The 15039-nt window shown below is 40.4% G+C and carries 15 protein-coding genes; 3 read left to right on the top strand and 12 right to left on the bottom strand.

Annotated features, from left to right (window positions below; translation table 11 throughout):
* Positions 1 to 13 precede the first annotated feature (13 nt).
* The 8 genes from hisD to hprK form a co-directional block, all read right to left on the bottom strand.
* Positions 14 to 1282: a histidinol dehydrogenase gene (gene hisD, locus TR08_RS10710; protein ID WP_045518136.1), complete on the bottom strand. Its 1269-nt coding sequence runs from the start codon at positions 1280 to 1282 to the stop codon at positions 14 to 16.
* Between the two features lies 1 nt (position 1283).
* Positions 1284 to 1922 carry an ATP phosphoribosyltransferase gene (gene hisG, locus TR08_RS10715; RefSeq protein WP_045518138.1) on the bottom strand — a complete coding sequence of 213 codons (639 nt, stop codon included), beginning with the start codon at positions 1920 to 1922 and terminating at the stop codon, positions 1284 to 1286.
* Position 1923: 1 nt separating this feature from the next.
* Positions 1924 to 3087: an ATP phosphoribosyltransferase regulatory subunit gene (locus tag TR08_RS10720; RefSeq protein WP_045518140.1), complete on the bottom strand. Its 1164-nt coding sequence runs from the start codon at positions 3085 to 3087 to the stop codon at positions 1924 to 1926.
* Between the two features lie 244 nt (positions 3088 to 3331).
* A complete protein-coding gene (locus TR08_RS10725) occupies positions 3332 to 3865 on the bottom strand; it encodes an acyltransferase (protein ID WP_045518142.1) in 534 nt (177 codons plus the stop codon).
* A gap of 2 nt (positions 3866 to 3867) precedes the next feature.
* Positions 3868 to 4515 (bottom strand): pyrophosphatase PpaX, encoded by a 648-nt coding sequence (ppaX, locus tag TR08_RS10730; protein ID WP_045518144.1) that lies wholly within the window; start codon positions 4513 to 4515, stop codon positions 3868 to 3870.
* Positions 4505 to 5458, bottom strand: a complete 954-nt coding sequence (locus tag TR08_RS10735; RefSeq protein WP_045518145.1) for a nucleoside recognition domain-containing protein — start codon at positions 5456 to 5458, stop codon at positions 4505 to 4507. The genes ppaX and TR08_RS10735 overlap by 11 nt, the downstream gene beginning before the upstream one ends.
* A 19-nt stretch (positions 5459 to 5477) precedes the next feature.
* The gene (gene lgt, locus TR08_RS10740; protein WP_045518146.1) at positions 5478 to 6308 is read right to left on the bottom strand and encodes a prolipoprotein diacylglyceryl transferase; all 831 of its coding nucleotides are present in this window, start codon (positions 6306 to 6308) and stop codon (positions 5478 to 5480) included.
* 21 nt (positions 6309 to 6329) lie between these two features.
* The gene (hprK, locus tag TR08_RS10745) at positions 6330 to 7262 is read right to left on the bottom strand and encodes an HPr(Ser) kinase/phosphatase (RefSeq protein ID WP_045518148.1); all 933 of its coding nucleotides are present in this window, start codon (positions 7260 to 7262) and stop codon (positions 6330 to 6332) included.
* 257 nt (positions 7263 to 7519) lie between these two features.
* On the opposite strand from hprK, the gene nagA reads away from it, so the two are divergent.
* From nagA to TR08_RS10760, 3 genes are read left to right on the top strand one after another with little or no spacing between them, the layout of a single operon-like run.
* A complete protein-coding gene (nagA, locus tag TR08_RS10750; protein WP_238579129.1) occupies positions 7520 to 8707 on the top strand; it encodes an N-acetylglucosamine-6-phosphate deacetylase in 1188 nt (395 codons plus the stop codon).
* Between the two features lie 4 nt (positions 8708 to 8711).
* The gene (gene nagB, locus TR08_RS10755; protein ID WP_045518150.1) at positions 8712 to 9437 is read left to right on the top strand and encodes a glucosamine-6-phosphate deaminase; all 726 of its coding nucleotides are present in this window, start codon (positions 8712 to 8714) and stop codon (positions 9435 to 9437) included.
* A gap of 23 nt (positions 9438 to 9460) precedes the next feature.
* Positions 9461 to 10183: a GntR family transcriptional regulator gene (locus tag TR08_RS10760; protein WP_045518152.1), complete on the top strand. Its 723-nt coding sequence runs from the start codon at positions 9461 to 9463 to the stop codon at positions 10181 to 10183.
* A gap of 44 nt (positions 10184 to 10227) precedes the next feature.
* Here the strand turns inward: TR08_RS10760 and TR08_RS10765 are convergent, their stop codons facing one another.
* The 4 genes from TR08_RS10765 to uvrA form a co-directional block, all read right to left on the bottom strand.
* On the bottom strand, positions 10228 to 10587 hold the full coding sequence (locus TR08_RS10765) for a phage holin family protein (protein WP_045518153.1): 360 nt from the start codon (positions 10585 to 10587) through the stop codon (positions 10228 to 10230).
* A gap of 15 nt (positions 10588 to 10602) precedes the next feature.
* Positions 10603 to 11718 carry a DUF4097 family beta strand repeat-containing protein gene (locus tag TR08_RS10770; RefSeq protein WP_045518155.1) on the bottom strand — a complete coding sequence of 372 codons (1116 nt, stop codon included), beginning with the start codon at positions 11716 to 11718 and terminating at the stop codon, positions 10603 to 10605.
* 35 nt (positions 11719 to 11753) lie between these two features.
* A complete protein-coding gene (locus tag TR08_RS10775; RefSeq protein WP_045518157.1) occupies positions 11754 to 12071 on the bottom strand; it encodes a DUF4870 domain-containing protein in 318 nt (105 codons plus the stop codon).
* 88 nt (positions 12072 to 12159) lie between these two features.
* Complete coding sequence (uvrA, locus tag TR08_RS10780; RefSeq protein WP_045518159.1) at positions 12160 to 15036, bottom strand: excinuclease ABC subunit UvrA; 2877 nt, start codon at positions 15034 to 15036, stop codon at positions 12160 to 12162.
* Positions 15037 to 15039 lie beyond the last annotated feature (3 nt).

Raw genomic sequence — 15039 nt, forward strand, 5'->3', positions numbered from 1 at the left:
AGCAAATAATTGATTAATTCTTTAGTCTTAACTCAACTGCTCGCGCATGGGCTTCAAGACCTTCCATACGGGCAAATTTTGCGATTTTTTCTCCATTCTCTTTTAACGCTTTTTCACTGTATATAATGACACTTGATTTCTTTTGAAAATCATCTACATTTAATGGACTTGAAAATCTAGCAGTACCATTTGTCGGCAGTACATGATTGGGTCCAGCAAAATAATCGCCTACTGGCTCTGAACTATAGCGTCCGATAAAAATAGCACCTGCATGTCGGATTTTCCCAAGCAGTTCAATACCATTCTCGGTCAAGATTTCAAGGTGCTCTGGTGCTAGTTGATTTACCGTTTCAACCGCTTCCTCTAAGGAGGAAGTCACATAGATTACACCAAAATCAGCAATCGACCGAGAGGCAATTTCTTTTCGTGGCAATAAAGCCAGTTGTTTTTCGACTTCAATAGCAACCTCTTCTGCTAATGTCATAGAAGGAGTAATAAGGACACTGCATGCACGCGGGTCATGTTCTGCTTGGGATAATAAATCAGCTGCAACCTCATCGGCCCGGGCAGAATTGTCTGCAATAATCGCAATTTCGCTTGGACCAGCAATCATATCAATATCGACATCACCGAAAACCTCTCGCTTTGCCAACGCTACAAAGATATTGCCCGGTCCAGTAATTTTATCAACAGGTGCAATTGACTCTGTACCATATGCCAGTGCACCAATGGCCTGTGCCCCGCCAACTTTATAGATTTCTTCCACTCCTGCTTCTTTTGCTGCAACAAGCACGGCTGCTGGAAGTCTCCCTTCACCATCAGGGGGTGATACCATCACAATTCTTTTTACCCCTGCCACTTTTGCAGGAATAACATTCATGAGTACTGAGGAAGGATATGCTGCTGTTCCTCCCGGGACATAAACACCTACAGAATCAAGCGGCGTTATTTTTTGACCAAGTATACTGCCATTTTCTTCGGTGGTCATCCATGACGGACGCAATTGCTTTTCATGGAAGCTTCTAATATTTTCAGCTGCCTCTTGAACAATTGAAATAAATTCAGAATCTACTTTCCCATAGGCTTCATTCAATTCATTTTCAGTTACCAGAAAGGATTCTAAGCGTACCCTGTCAAATTTTTCTGTATAATCACGTAAGGCAATATCCCCAATGGTTCGAATGTCTGAAATAATATTTTTAACTATGGCTGACTGTTCTGTTGTACCAGATTCAATCGACCGTTTGATGGAAATCTGGTCATTCACTTTAACTATTTTCATTTTACTTTACCTCCAAGGAGACAACACGGGTTAACCTTGCAACTAATTCGTTTATTCGGTCGTCCTTAATCCGGTAACTAACGGGATTTACGATGAGCCTTGATGTTACATCTTTAATTCTTTCATATTCAACAAGCCCATTTTCGACCAGTGTTCTCCCTGTCGAAACAATGTCAACGATCCGGTCAGCTAATCCAATTAATGGCGCAAGCTCGATGGACCCATTTAATTTAATGATTTCGACTTGTTCCCCCTGCTCGCGGAAATAAGCGGCAGCCACATTAGGATATTTCGTTGCCACTTTTGGTGCAACATCGTTCATCTTTGTCCCAGGTAGACCAGCAACTGCCAGATAGCAGGCACTAATTCTTAAATCTAGCAGTTCATATACATCACGTTCTTCTTCAAGTAATACGTCCTTACCGGCAATACCGACATCAGCAACGCCATGCTCGACGTATGTAGCCACATCCATTGGCTTTGCCAGGATAAAACGCATGTCCTCCGCTTCAACATCGAGGATTAATTTTCGAGAATCATCGAACTCCGGAGGCAGTGTATAGCCTGCTTTCCGAAGTAGCTCTAAAGCTTCTTCGAAAATTCTCCCTTTTGGCATCGCAATCGTTAATTTCGCATTCATCTTAAGCGCCCCCGATTAAAAAGGTGGTATTGGCAAAATTCTTTGTAAAAGCATCGAGATTTTTTACACCATTAATGTCTTGCAGCACGGTTTTCTTTCCTTCTGCTTTCATGGTTTCGGCCAATTGAAAGGCTTCCTTTCGTCTTTCCTGGCTGAAAAAAATACACTCCACTGTATTTACGACTTCTTGTGAGCCCATTGCTTCAAGCAATTTATCAAGCCTTACCGCAAAACCAGTTGCACTCGCTTTTTTTCCGAATTTCTCTATCAATCCGTAGCGCCCGCCATTTCCAATTGGAAAGCCGACATTCCCAGCATATGCCTCAAATAATATTCCTGAGTAATAACTCATATGGCTGACAATTGTAAAATCAAATTTCACAAAGTCCTTTAAACCGTAGTCTGTGATTACCTCCCACAGTTCCTTCAGCTGTATCAAGGATTCTTTTCCAAAGCCATCTTCAATGATATCAAGTGCTTTACCAATTACTTCATCGCCGCCCCTTAACTCTAGGAGCTGAAGCAGCCTCTGTTTATCAATGGAGGATAAGGAATAAGAGTTCACTTGCTCACGGTAACCAACAAAATTCTTTTCATATAAAAACCGTCTTAATGCGGTGGCACGTCCATTTGTCCCTAAAATTTGCATAAATAATTCTTGTGCAAAGCCGATATGTCCTACAGATACTTGGAATTGATTCAGCCCTGCTTTTTTTAATGAAGAAACAAGCAAGGCGATTACCTCGCCGTCGCTTGATACGGTATCGTCATTAATATACTCCACACCGATTTGCTCAAACTCAGCAGGTCTGCCGCCTTCCCGCTGTTGTGCCCGGTAGACATTTCCAGCATAGGCCAGGCGGAGGGGGAGATCATTTTCTAAAAGGCGAGAAGCGGCTACCCTGGCAATCGGCGCCGTCATATCCGGCCTGAGCACGAGAGTGTGCCCATCTTTGTCGAGTAATTTGAAAAGCTCCGGGTCAAGTATAGCGGAGGCAGTTCCAACGGTTTCATAGTATTCTAGGGTAGGTGTTTCAATAAATTGATATCCCCACTGCTTGATTGCATCTTCCATAAGGGAACGGACACGTTGCTTTTTTTCATATAATTCCGGAAGCGTATCTCTCATGCCTAAAGGCTTTTCAAACATAAATAAACGGCTCATCCAAATCATCCTTTATTTTCAGAATCCTTTAGTTCGCTAATATGCTAATAAATTAAAGTTTACCTTTTCGGGAAATTTTCGTCAACAGAAAACTATACTCCCGCGCGTTTTCAGTTTATTGCTGCGGGTATCCGGAATAATCCCGCGGCTTTCTGAACTAAACCCGCGAGAATGGGCGATAATCCCGCGGGGTCAGTAATATGTAAAAAAAAGCCAGGTTTAAAAACCCGGCCTCTTTTATTCGTTATTTATTTTTCCCATAAATCGGATCTTCGGCCCATCGTTTTTCCATTTCTTCTTTTGAATAAATCACCCGCATAGGATTGCCACCGACAAATGCACCGGTCGGGACATCTTTATGAACGAGTGTTCCAGCGGATACGATGGCACCGTCACCAATCATTACCCCAGGGAGAATGGTTGAATTGGCACCAATCATGACCTCACTGCCAATTTCAACTGGACCGAGACGATATTCTTTTATCAAATATTCATGGGCAAGAATTGTTGTATTGTAGCCAATTACAGTGTTACGTCCGACACTGATTTTCTCAGGAAACATCACATCGAGCATGACCATTAACGCAAAGGATGTTTGCTCACCGACCTTTAGTCCTAGGAATGTGCGATAAAGCCAATTTTTCATTCCAAGGAATGGGGTATAGCGGGCAAGTTGAATCACAATGAAATTTCTAACCACTTTCCAAAATGGCACAGTTTTGTAGACATGCCATAAGGAGTTTGCCCCTTCGACTGGGTACCGGGTCGTTCTCCTCATTTTTATCCCTCTCCGAGAATCGTTAATAAGTCTGCCATGTTCTCTAACATGTAATCTGGTTCATATTTTGCCAGATACTCTCTACCCTTGATGGTCCAAGAGACACCTGCTGTTTTCGTACCTGCATTTTTTCCAGCTAATACATCGTGAAAATTATCGCCTACCATTAAGGCTTCCTCTGGCTTTGACTCTAACTTTTCAAGCGCTAGAAAAATCGGTTCAGGATCTGGCTTCACTTTTTTCACATGATCGTAAGCGACCATTACATCAAAGAACGAATCAAGCTTCATCAAGCGTAGTCCTTTAAAGGCAACATCCTCACGTTTCGTCGTCACGATTGCGAGCTTATAACCCTTTTTCTTTAATGTCTCAATTGTTTCCATAACACCGATAAATTCTTTTACAAGTATATCGTGATTAGCTAGATTGTAAGTGCGATATTCTAGAACCATTTCCTCCACCCGTTCTGGATCCATTGCTCCAAAAACTTCATGAAGAGTAGGACCTAAAAATGGCAGGACATCTTCTCGTGTATACTTGCCTGGATAATATTTTTCAAGCGTGTGTAAATAGGTAGAAATAATTAACTCATTCGTATCGATTAACGTTCCATCTAAATCAAATAGAATTGTATTAATATTACTTTTCATAAGTTGGTTCTGCTTCCTTTCTGCGAATAATGCCTGATCGTTTCCAGAGTAACCCGACTATCAAGGTTAAGGCGGTTGCCACACCAAGCCGAATTAAAAAGAGCGGCCAGACCGGAATGCCCAGCGGGATAAAGATAAGCGTATCCTCTACTACTGCATGGCAGGCCATTAGAAAAAGAAAAGCGAGTGTTAAATCCTTTTTACTAACTCCATCTTCCTCTACTGCCTGGATCACAACTCCTGCACCATAGGCAAGCCCAAATAATAAGCCTGCTGCCATAGTAGTAGAAGTATTCTCATTCATTCCTAGGCTCCTAGTAATAGGAGACATTCCTTGTGAAAATTTCTTAAGCCATTGCAAATCCTTTAAGATTTGAATGACGATCATCAGCGGGATGACAATCATCGCTAACTGCAGAATCCCCAGTCCCGCTTTTTCGATCGCTGCAAGTATTATTGCACCGATTCCCGAAACTTGTTCATCACTTTTTGCTTGAATCAGACCATATTGAGCTGTCTCGCTTCCTCCCTGCCAAACAAGATTTATCACAATTGCAGAGGCAAACGCTAGTCCAAGCCTTGTAACCAATACAAGCCAAAGTTTAACTCCAACCTTAATGGCGACGCTAGATTCTACGATTAAATTATGAGAAAATGAGAGCATTACTGCTAAAATAAAAACTTCTTTCACGGTAAAATCAAGTGTTAAAATAGCGCCAATCGCTGCATAAAGATTGAGGAAATTCCCCAATACGAGTGGAATAGCTGCATCTCCAGACAAGCCTAACAGCTTCATCATAGGGGCTATTCTCTCAATTACCCATGGTAAGATGGATGAATATTGTAGAAGCGCTACTATAAGGGTTACTGGAAAAATAATTTTCCCTAAGGTCCATGTTGTTTTAACCCCCACCTGTAAACCCTTTTTAATCGAGTTAATCATTTCTCCAAAATCTCCTTCTTTAGTGCGTTAATGCTTGATTGCTTTTATCTAAGTATCTGTCTTCCGCTAGATTCTTCTTTCGGCGGTATATCAGGATTAAAACAGCACCTATAATTAAAGCGATCGAGATGGTTTGTGCCATTCGAAGGCCACCCAGCATTAAACTATCCGTTCTTAAACCTTCTATGAAAAAACGACCAACGGAATACCAAATAACATAAGATAGGAATAGCTCTCCACGGCGCAGGTTCACACGTCGGAGTAAAATCAATAGAATAAAGCCAACGAAATTCCAAACAGATTCATATAAAAAGGTTGGATGATAATAGGCACCATTTATATACATTTGATTAATAATAAACTCAGGTAGCTGGAGGTTTTCGAGGAACGTCCTGGTAACCTCGCCTCCGTGAGCCTCTTGGTTCATGAAGTTCCCCCAACGTCCAATGGCTTGACCTAAAATAATACTAGGTGCAGCAATATCGGCAATCTTCCAAAAAGAAATCCCGCGCTTTTTTGCAAAAATATAGGCAGTTAGGACGGATCCAATTAGTGCTCCATGAATGGCAATTCCGCCATTCCAAATCTGAATGATCTGGTCTGGGTGCTCAGCATAATAGCCCCACTCAAAAATAACGTAATATAATCGTGCCGAAAGAATCGCAATAGGAATGGCCCAAAGCATTAAATCCGCGAATGTATCCTTTGGAAGCCCCCTCTTATCTCCTTCCCTAATAGCAAGAAAAAGTGCCAACGCTAATCCGGAACCAATAATGAGACCATACCAATGGACTTGAATCGGTCCTAAAGCAAAAGCAATGGGGTCAAGCGGCTGAATAGTTGAATTCATATAATTACTCCTTTTATTAAATTAATCCTCATGGTCTCCATCCTCGATGACATCAGATAGACGTTCTGTAAATTGCTGTGCAGCATTCACGCCCATTCTTTTTAGACGGAAATTCATTGCAGCTACTTCAATGATGACAGCCAGATTTCGTCCTGGACGGACTGGAACGGTGATCTTTGTAATCTCCGTATCAATGATTTTCATCTTTTCTTCATCTAAACCAAGGCGGTCGTATTGCTTTGCGGAATCCCAAATTTCCAGGTTAATAACCAGGGTAATTCGTTTATTGCTGCGAACCGCTCCTGCTCCAAAAAGAGTCATGACATTAATAATGCCTAGTCCGCGAATTTCTAATAGATGCTCGATTAAATCTGGAGAAGTTCCAACGAGCGTATCTTCGTCTTCCTGGCGAATTTCAACACAATCATCTGCTACAAGCCGATGGCCGCGTTTTACCAACTCTAAAGCTGTCTCACTTTTACCAACTCCGCTTTTTCCAGTAATTAATACGCCAATTCCATATATATCGACTAAAACTCCATGGACTGCGGTTGTTGGTGCCAGTTTACTTTCTAAAAAGTTCGTTAGACGACTTGAAAAACGAGTTGTTTTCATATTTGATCGCAGCACTGGAACAGATTCTCGCTCTGAGGCTTCAATAAGTTCTCGCGGCACATCCAACCCTCTTGTAACGATGATCGCAGGAGTGATATCTGTACATAAACGTTCCATTCTTGATATACGTTCATTTTCGGATAATTCCTCAAAGAAGGACAGCTCTGTTTTTCCTAATAGTTGAATACGTTCTGCTGGATAATATTCGAAGTATCCAGCGATTTCAATCCCAGGTCTTGAAATATCACTTGTCGTAATCGGACGATTAATTCCTTCTTCACCGCTAATCAATTCCAGATGGAATCTTTCAAAAATATCCTTCGTACGTACCTTTGGCAAAAGTTTTCCTCCTTATCCGAAAAGCTGTAGCATCCTAGTCGCTACTGCTAAACAGTCATCAGCTTATAATGTATTTCAATTTCTTCTTATTTTAGCACTATTTAAATTTTTTTCATAACCATATAGAAGTTATTCGTTTTTTCATACATTCTTCATTTAACGGAAAAATAAATAAGAATACGACGCCTTACTGGTATAGACAACTATTCCACTTGGAGCTATAATAATCTCATAGATGTAATTATTTTGAAATGGAGATGAAGATTTTGAGCCTACTCTTAATGGTTCATGGCAAGGCAGTTCTAGAAAATGAAGTGGCAGAATCTATCTATATTTTTATTGAAAATGGAAAAATCCAAGAGATTGGTCCTATTAAAGCACTTCCTTCCCATTTAGAAAATGTTGAAAAAATAGAAATACCTGAGGGTCAAAATGTTGTTCCAGGCTTTATAGACGTCCACATTCATGGAGCTGCAGGTGCTGACACTATGGATGCCACGATAGAGGCATTAGAAACAATGGCGAAAGCACTCCCTGCTGAAGGAACCACAAGCTTTTTAGCGACAACCATTACCCAAAAACACGAAAATATTGAGAACGCCTTAAGAAATGCAGCACTTTACCTTAACGGTCATAATGACTCTGGTAAAGCAGACATTCTCGGTGTTCATTTAGAGGGGCCATTTATTAATAAAAAACGTGCCGGTGCACAACCGATGGAATACATTATTAATCCTGATATTGAATTATTTAAGCATTGGCAAGAACTCGCTGAAGGAAGCATTAAATTGGTAACCGTGGCACCTGAACTTGAGAATGGGACAAACTTTGTCAGCTATTTACACGAAAATGAGGTTATTGCTTCTATCGGTCACTCAGATGCAGTCTACGAGGAAATGGAAAATGCCGTTCAAGCAGGTGCAAAACAGGTGACACATTTGTTTAATGGCATGCGAGGCATACACCACCGTGAACCTGGTGTCGCCGGTTCTGCCCTTCTTTTTAAAGAATTAATGGTGGAACTAATTGCAGACGGGATTCATGTTCGTCCTGAGGTAATGAAGCTTGTTATCAATGCTAAAGGAACAGAAGGCATGATTTTGATAACAGATGCCATGAGGGCAAAATGCCTTAAAAATGGTATCTATGATCTTGGTGGACAAGATGTATCTGTCGCAAATGGAAAAGCACTTCTTGCCGACGGAACACTTGCTGGCAGTATCTTAAAAATGAATGATTCCGTAAAAAACATCCTGGAAGCAGCCGATATTTCTTTATCAAAAGCTGTTCAAATGGCAAGTGTGAATCCTGCTAAACAATTAAACGTATATGACCGCAAAGGGAGCATTTCCGTTGGAAAAGACGCGGATTTAACGATTTTATCAAATGAATATCAAGTTGAATTGACAATCTGCCGTGGGGAAATGGCATTTAAAAAGGGGTAATAACATGAAACTAATTCGTACAGAAAATTATGCAGAGATGAGCTTAGAGGCTGGAAAATTTATTGTAGATAAACTTCGCTCTAACCCAAGCTTAACACTGGGATTAGCAACAGGGAGCACCCCAAAAGGTGTTTATGAATATTTAATCCAGGATCATGAGGAGAACGAGACCACCTATAAACAGGTGAAATCCGTCAATTTAGATGAGTATATCGGACTTCCTGCTGAGGATCCTAATAGCTACCATTATTTCATGAGTCAAAATTTATTTAATCATTTGGATATTAGTGAAAATCATACTCATATTCCGAATGGAGCTGCTAGCGATTTAGAGCAGGAATGTCTTCGTTATGAAAAGCTTATCAAAGAGCTTGGCGGGGTTGACCTACAAATTTTAGGTATTGGTCAAAATGGTCATATTGGTTTTAATGAACCAGGGACTCCCTTTACCAGCCGGACACATATCGTCACTCTCGATCAAAATACAAGGGAAGCAAATTCAAGATTTTTTAACTCTCTTGACGAAGTGCCAACACATGCCATAACCATGGGCACTGCTTCTATACTTGAAAGCAAGGAAATTCTACTGCTTGTATCGGGAGAGAGCAAAGCAGAAGCACTATTCAAGTTTATTAATGGAGAAATAAGCGAAGAATTTCCGGCCTCTGTTTTAAAGAATCATCAGAATGTTACTGTAATTGCTGATAGAGATGCGTTAAAATATATCTAGTACTTTTCGCAAGGAGTGTTTGGATGATTAATAAAAATTCGCCGGTTCCTATCTATCATCAACTAGAAGAGTACATTAAACAACAAATAGAGAATGGTATTTTAATGGAAGAGACCGTCATTCCCTCAGAACGGGAATATGCGCAAACGTTTCAGATTAGCCGCATGACGGTCAGACAGGCAATCAATAATTTGGTCTCTGAAGGCTATCTAAAAAGACAAAAAGGCAGAGGAACATTTGTCAATAAGAAAAAGGTTGAACAAGAACTTCAGGGAATGACGAGTTTTACGGAGGATATGCTTTCAAGGGGAATGAGCCCAAGCAGCACCCTATTATCCTTCCAAATCATCCCTGCTGACAAAAAAACAGCTTTTGATCTTAAAATAGAAGAAAACGAATCCGTTTATAAAATTAAACGGATTCGTTTAGCGGATGGTGCCCCAATGGCACTGGAAACAGCTTATATACCAGTTGAAATTGTTCCAGGTCTAACGGAGGAAAACAGTAACCTCTCTCTTTACCAATACATTGAGGAAATTCTCTCTCTTTCAATAACTGAAGCGACGCAAGAAATCGAAGCTTCTATTGCCAGCAGCAATGATGCAGAAGCATTGGAAATTAATATCGGGGATCCAATCCTCTTGATTGAGCGTATATCTTATTTACAAAATGGAATTCCTTTCGAGTTGGTTAAATCTACTTTTCGCGCAGACCGGTATCGCTTTATTCATTCCATGAAACGTTAACAAAAGGAAAATAAAAGAAGCAAATGGATGAGCCATTTGCTTCTTTATTTTTCCCTGGATGATTTAAGAATGGTTTTGTTTAGAACCAGGGTGATTATTGACATGATAACAGCTGCTAAAAGTGCCATTCCAAAACCAGCGATTTCAAAGGCATCGCCCATTAAATAATCGGTTATTTCTAGCGTTATTGCATTAATAACAAATAGGAATAATCCTAATGTTAAAACTGTTACAGGTAAGGTTAAAATGACTAAAATCGGGCGGACGATGATATTTATGATCGATAATAAGAAGCTCGCTCCTAGGGCAGCAGCAAAGCCTTCCAGCAAGAAGCTTTCAGAAAAGTATCCTGCAATTGCCATGAACAAAACAGCATTTATGAAGATCCCAATCAACCATTTCATTTATCAAATCTCCTATTATTTACTGACCTCATCCGATTTATGAAGTGTAATCGATCCCGTTTTTGTATCGACAAATATTTTTAACATGCGGTCAGGATGATTAACCGATTGGAAACGAAGCATTTTTTGAATCATTTCACTTTTTTCTTCAAGAACCTGAATCCCATCAAGCTTTATATTAAAACCGCCAAGATTTGTTTTTAATTCACCGCTCGCAGCCACTCCATCTGGAATATACAAATCAATCCCTCCTGTAGTTGCTTTAGCTGCAATTAATTCACACCGATTTCCAGTTAGGTTATAGGTAGTATTACCATTTAAAGTTTGCGTTTCTACCTTTCTAAAATCGCCATCAAGCTTAATTGCCCCATTGATGGTTTCTACCTCAAGATCATCAATCGTACTGGTTTGCAATGTAATATGGCCATTTGCTGTTTCAATTTCGGCCTTTTTCCCGTTTAAACGTGTAAGTTCAATTTTTCCATTAGCTGTCTTCATACGCAGATCACTTATCGTTAATTCTTCACCAGAAATTGGACCATTAAACATTCTAACGCGAACGCGTTCATATTCTGCCTGAGGAACATAAACCACCGCGTCGACCTTCATCCATTTTTGCTGAGTCATGAATCGCAATTTTTGACCATCAATTGCAAACAAGACATCCTTCAAAAAGTTCTCCCGAGCTTGATCTGAATTTTCTACTCGGTACACCTTTGCCTGACATTCAATCCGAACATCGTTTTGATCCCAAGGAACAAACTTTAATGATCCATTGGCGAGATCAATATCCATATCACGTAAGTATACATCGCCCTGATGGAATATGTGCGAGATTTCTACGGACTGACCAAAGTTCAAATCAAGATCAAGGTCCTTAATTTTTTTCAAAGCGGTATCGACAAAATCAAATATTTTATCCTTTGTCGAGTGTACTTTGCTTTGTGCGGATTCTTCCTTTTTTGCTTCTTCAAACTTGAAGGCTGTTGAGATCTCTTGGGCAATTTGTTCCTGCTTTTGATCCAATGTCTGAGCTTCTTTTTCAAGTTCCTCAAGTAAAGTTAATGCTTCGTCAACGTTTAGTTTTCCCTCTTCCACCATTTTTAGAATCCTTTTTCGTTCTTCCTTCATCATTAACCACCCCAATATAAGTTTTCTTTAAAATCCTATTCCATCATGAAAGCTTTTACGCCTTTTATCAGATTCCAGATAGTGACAATTAGACTAACTAAGACCATAATACCTGCTGTAACGAGTGTAAAAACAGGAATTGCTTGATTGTTAATAGCATTTAAATCATTAAATATGGCGAAAATAAGCAGCGGCGCTGGAATTAGTGGTATTAAATGAGATAAGAATGCTTTTTTCGCATGACCTTTCGTTACGTCATCCCCAGAGGCAAACATTACAACCAGTGGAAAAAGAATTCCTGCAAAAAAAATACTAAAGTAACATAATCCTGAAAGAACCTTTCTTGTATCCATTCATAATCACTCCCCTTAAACGATATTTACGAATGGGAATGAAGAAAGATTCAAATTTTATTAATTAAAAAAGCTAAAACTCGAGGTTTTAGCTTTTTGCAATTGTTTCTTTTTCGTGTACTTCTTCTTTCATACGTAACTGGTCACGCTCTAAAATTGGTTTTAAATATTTGCCTGTATAGGAACCAGGTACTTCAGCCACCTTTTCTGGAGTTCCTGTAGCAACAATCGTTCCGCCTTTGTCTCCACCCTCCGGACCGAGATCAATGATAAAGTCAGTTGCTTTGATCACATCTAAGTTATGCTCGATAACTAGAACGGTGTCGCCATTTTCAACAAGCCGCTGGAGGACTACTAACAAACGAGAAATATCATCGACATGTAGGCCGGTTGTCGGCTCATCTAAAATGTAGAAGGACTTACCGTTTGAACGTCGATGAAGCTCTGAAGCAAGCTTCACACGCTGTGCTTCTCCTCCAGAAAGTGTTGTCGCAGGCTGACCAAGTGTAATATAACCTAGACCAACATCATAAATGGTTTGGAGCTTTCGGCTGATTTTTGGAACATTTTCAAAAAATTGCACGGCTGCTTCGACGGTCATATCTAGTATTTCAGAAATGTTTTTTCCTTTGTATCTCACTTCAAGTGTTTCACGGTTATAGCGTTTTCCATGGCACACCTCACATGGAACATAGACATCAGGCAAGAAATGCATTTCAATTTTAATAATCCCATCACCACGACAGGCCTCGCAGCGTCCGCCCTTCACATTAAAGCTAAAACGTCCTTTTTTATAGCCGCGTACCTTCGCTTCGTTCGTTGTCGAAAATAGATCACGGATATCATCAAATACACCGGTGTAGGTTGCTGGGTTAGAACGAGGTGTTCTGCCAATTGGAGATTGATCTATGTCGATTACCTTCTCTAAATTCTCAATACCCAAGATATCCTTATGTTCACCTGGCTTTGTTTTAGCGCGGCTAAGCTTCTGGGCTAGCGATTTATGTAGGATTTCATTAATTAATGTACTTTTCCCTGATCCTGAAACACCCGTCACTGCGATAAACATGCCTAGAGGAATCTTTACATTCACATTTCGCAAATTGTTCTCGGCAGCACCTTTTATTTCGATATACCTTCCGTCTGCCTTACGTCTCTCTAACGGCAGCGGAATAAACTTCTTACCGGATAGATACTGACCGGTAAGTGAATTCGGGTCAGCCATTACTTCGGCAGGTGTTCCTGCTGAAATTACTTGTCCTCCGTGAATTCCTGCACCTGGACCAATATCGATTAGATAATCCGCCGCTATCATCGTATCTTCATCATGTTCCACCACAATCAACGTGTTTCCGATATCACGCATATTTTGAAGTGTTCCAATTAACCGGTCGTTATCACGTTGATGAAGACCAATCGATGGTTCGTCTAAAATATAGAGAACCCCTGTTAACTTAGAACCAATTTGAGTGGCCAAACGGATTCGCTGTGCTTCTCCCCCGGATAGCGTCCCTGCTGCACGTCCTAAACTCAAATAATCCAATCCTACATTCATAAGAAAACCAAGGCGCTCGTTAATCTCTTGGAAAATCAACTTAGCGATTTGCATTTCTTTTTCAGACAATTTCAATCCATTAAAGAAATGATAAGATTCTTCTATCGATAACTCTGTTAGTTGGGAGATATGGTGTCCTGAAATGAGCACTGCTAAGGTTTCTTTCTTTAAACGATGCCCTTTACAGCTTGGACATGGCTGCTCACCCATGTATTTCTCCATTTGCTCCCGAATATAATCAGAGCTGGTCTCTTTATAGCGGCGTTCTACATTACGAATTACACCCTCAAATTCAATATGACCTTCACGGATTTGTCCAAAATCATTCTCATAACGGAAATAGATTTTATCACCTTTAGAACCATAAAGCACTTTATCTATAAGGTGTTTAGGGATATCCTTGAAAGGCATGTCCATATCTACACCATAATGATTGCAAACAGCTTCAAGCAGCTGTGGATAATACTGTGAACTGGTTGGCTCCCACGGTGCGATTGCATGCTGCTTCAATGATAAATCCTTATTGGGAATAACCAAATCAATATCTACTTCGAGCTTTGAACCAAGTCCATCACACTCAGGGCATGCCCCAAAGGGACTATTAAACGAAAACATCCGCGGTTCTAATTCACCAATGGAAAAACCACAATGAGGACATGCATGGTTTTCACTGAAAAGAAGTTCCTCTTCACCGATGACATCGACAATAACTTTTCCTTCACCAAGACGTAATGCTGTTTCAAGAGAATCCGCGACTCTGGCAGCAATTCCATCCTTGATGACAATTCGGTCGATTACAACCTCAATTGAATGTTTTTTGTTTTTTTCCAATACAATTTCATCACCAAGGTCAAGCATTTCACCGTTTACGCGGACACGAACGAAGCCTTGCTTTTTAATATCCTCAAATACTTTTACATGTGCTCCTTTTCGTCCGGAAATGACCAGAGCTAGGATTTGCATTTTTGTCCGTTCTGGATATTCCATGATACGGTCTACCATTTGTTCAATCGTTTGTGAGGAGATTTCGATATTGTGGATTGGACAGGTAGGTCTGCCAACACGGGCAAAAAGTAATCGTAAATAATCATATATTTCCGTCACCGTCCCCACTGTTGAACGGGGGTTTCGGCTTGTTGTTTTTTGATCAATTGAAATCGCAGGAGATAATCCTTCAATGGAATCAACATCAGGCTTATCCATTTGCCCTAAGAATTGCCGTGCGTATGCAGAAAGTGATTCCACATAGCGGCGCTGCCCTTCTGCATAGATTGTATCAAAAGCAAGTGAGGACTTTCCTGAACCAGAAAGTCCCGTTATAACAACAAGCTTATCTCTCGGAATGGTGACATCTATATTTTTTAAATTATGGGCTCTGGCGCCTTTTACAATCAATTTATCCATCGCCATGGT

It is taken from the genome of Neobacillus niacini (assembly GCF_000759675.1).
GTDB lineage: Bacteria > Bacillota > Bacilli > Bacillales > Cytobacillaceae > Neobacillus > Neobacillus niacini_A.

Coding starts and splice junctions, on each gene's coding strand:
- TR08_RS10760 (WP_045518152.1), top strand. CDS start 9,461: ATGATTAATAAAAATTCGCCGGTTCCTATCTATCATCAACTAGAAGAG.
- TR08_RS10765 (WP_045518153.1), bottom strand. CDS start 10,587: ATGAAATGGTTGATTGGGATCTTCATAAATGCTGTTTTGTTCATGGCA.
- nagB (WP_045518150.1), top strand. CDS start 8,712: ATGAAACTAATTCGTACAGAAAATTATGCAGAGATGAGCTTAGAGGCT.
- ppaX (WP_045518144.1), bottom strand. CDS start 4,515: ATGAAAAGTAATATTAATACAATTCTATTTGATTTAGATGGAACGTTA.
- TR08_RS10775 (WP_045518157.1), bottom strand. CDS start 12,071: ATGGATACAAGAAAGGTTCTTTCAGGATTATGTTACTTTAGTATTTTT.
- lgt (WP_045518146.1), bottom strand. CDS start 6,308: ATGAATTCAACTATTCAGCCGCTTGACCCCATTGCTTTTGCTTTAGGA.
- hisD (WP_045518136.1), bottom strand. CDS start 1,282: ATGAAAATAGTTAAAGTGAATGACCAGATTTCCATCAAACGGTCGATT.
- nagA (WP_238579129.1), top strand. CDS start 7,520: ATGAAGATTTTGAGCCTACTCTTAATGGTTCATGGCAAGGCAGTTCTA.
- hisG (WP_045518138.1), bottom strand. CDS start 1,922: ATGAATGCGAAATTAACGATTGCGATGCCAAAAGGGAGAATTTTCGAA.
- TR08_RS10770 (WP_045518155.1), bottom strand. CDS start 11,718: ATGAAGGAAGAACGAAAAAGGATTCTAAAAATGGTGGAAGAGGGAAAA.
- TR08_RS10735 (WP_045518145.1), bottom strand. CDS start 5,458: ATGATTAACTCGATTAAAAAGGGTTTACAGGTGGGGGTTAAAACAACA.
- TR08_RS10720 (WP_045518140.1), bottom strand. CDS start 3,087: ATGAGCCGTTTATTTATGTTTGAAAAGCCTTTAGGCATGAGAGATACG.
- uvrA (WP_045518159.1), bottom strand. CDS start 15,036: ATGGCGATGGATAAATTGATTGTAAAAGGCGCCAGAGCCCATAATTTA.
- TR08_RS10725 (WP_045518142.1), bottom strand. CDS start 3,865: ATGAGGAGAACGACCCGGTACCCAGTCGAAGGGGCAAACTCCTTATGG.